At 57.9% G+C, this 1,205-nt stretch carries 1 protein-coding gene; it reads left to right on the forward strand.

The window, feature by feature from the left end; translation table 11 throughout:
• Positions 1-1,205: T6SS phospholipase effector Tle1-like catalytic domain-containing protein (locus GJV78_RS23195; RefSeq protein ID WP_456237502.1), on the forward strand; the 1,205-nt coding region annotated here is incomplete at both ends.

Consider the following 1,205-nt stretch of genomic DNA (forward strand, 5'->3'; position numbering starts at 1 on the left):
CCCCTTATCGATCGCTTTAACGCCTGGCGCACCACCCTGACCGGCGAACTGTCGCAGGTCACCTCGCCGGGCTATCACCCCGAGCCGCTGCCTTTTGCCCTGGAGGGCACGCTCTTTCAGCAGATGGCCTGGATGACCGGCTGGCGCATCGGTCGTTTTGCTAACGGCAGCTACCGGCATCAGCCCTTCTATCAGGCCGCCGGGTGGAACAGCGGCGACGCCGACCCGGCGCAGCGCAAAGCCAGCGAGGCGGCGCGCAATCAAAAACAGCAGGAGCGCGAGGCGCAGCGCCGGCAGAATCCGGATACGCCCGGGGTGCCTGTTTTTGAACCCGCCTGCGACCAGCTGCAGCTGCAGCAGGGGGCGGATGAATTCCGCACCGACTATACGACCAGCGCATCCTTTATGGTGGGGATGTCGCGGGAGCGTACCGGAGGGCCGGGGCAGATAGTCATTGACGATCTTGTCGGCAAGATTGTCTATGTTCTCGATCCTGACGATCAGTGTGCTGAATACAGCTACATGAAAGCATCGGGCGAAGCGTTCTCCCGGATACTGTTTAAAGACCCGCGCGGCAGCGTGACCGATGACCCCCTCCATGCGCAGATTTGTGCGCTGTATGACGATCATATTCACGACTCGCGCGCCTGGTTTATGCACTCCACCCTGGGCTTTCGGGAAATGTGGACCGGTTACTTCCGCTATCGCACCCTTTATGCCGGAGATTATTCGAACAAACAGAGCTCGCTGTTAGTCACAGAGCGCAAAAAGGCGGAAATTCTGCTGGCAATCTCTCTTTATTACTCTGCCGCCGCCCTTAAAGAGACAGGTAAACAGCTTGAGAAAGCCGGTGCCGTGGTGCTACTGGGAATGGAGACAGAGGCGCAGGCGCGTCAGCTGGAACATGAGATCCTGATGGCGAAGAGTAAAAGAGTGCAGGAGTGGGGAGAAGAATTTGTTGTTGCCGTGAAAAAAGCGGGGGTGGTGAAAGAGCAGGCCCGGCAGCTGAATGATGAAATTGTTGCGGCAAGGAATGAATTCATTCTGCGCAAGGGGAGAGCGGTTATCCGCGGGGTGGTTGACAACGTAAAGGCGCTGACGGCGACGGATATTTGCCAGGTGATAGAGTACGACGGGAAAAGTGTCTGCCAGGTGCCGGTATACAGGTTTATCGCGTCTCCGGCGTATGAGATTACCCGGCTACG

The organism is Intestinirhabdus alba (assembly GCF_009711095.1).
Taxonomy (GTDB): Bacteria; Pseudomonadota; Gammaproteobacteria; order Enterobacterales; family Enterobacteriaceae; genus Intestinirhabdus; species Intestinirhabdus alba.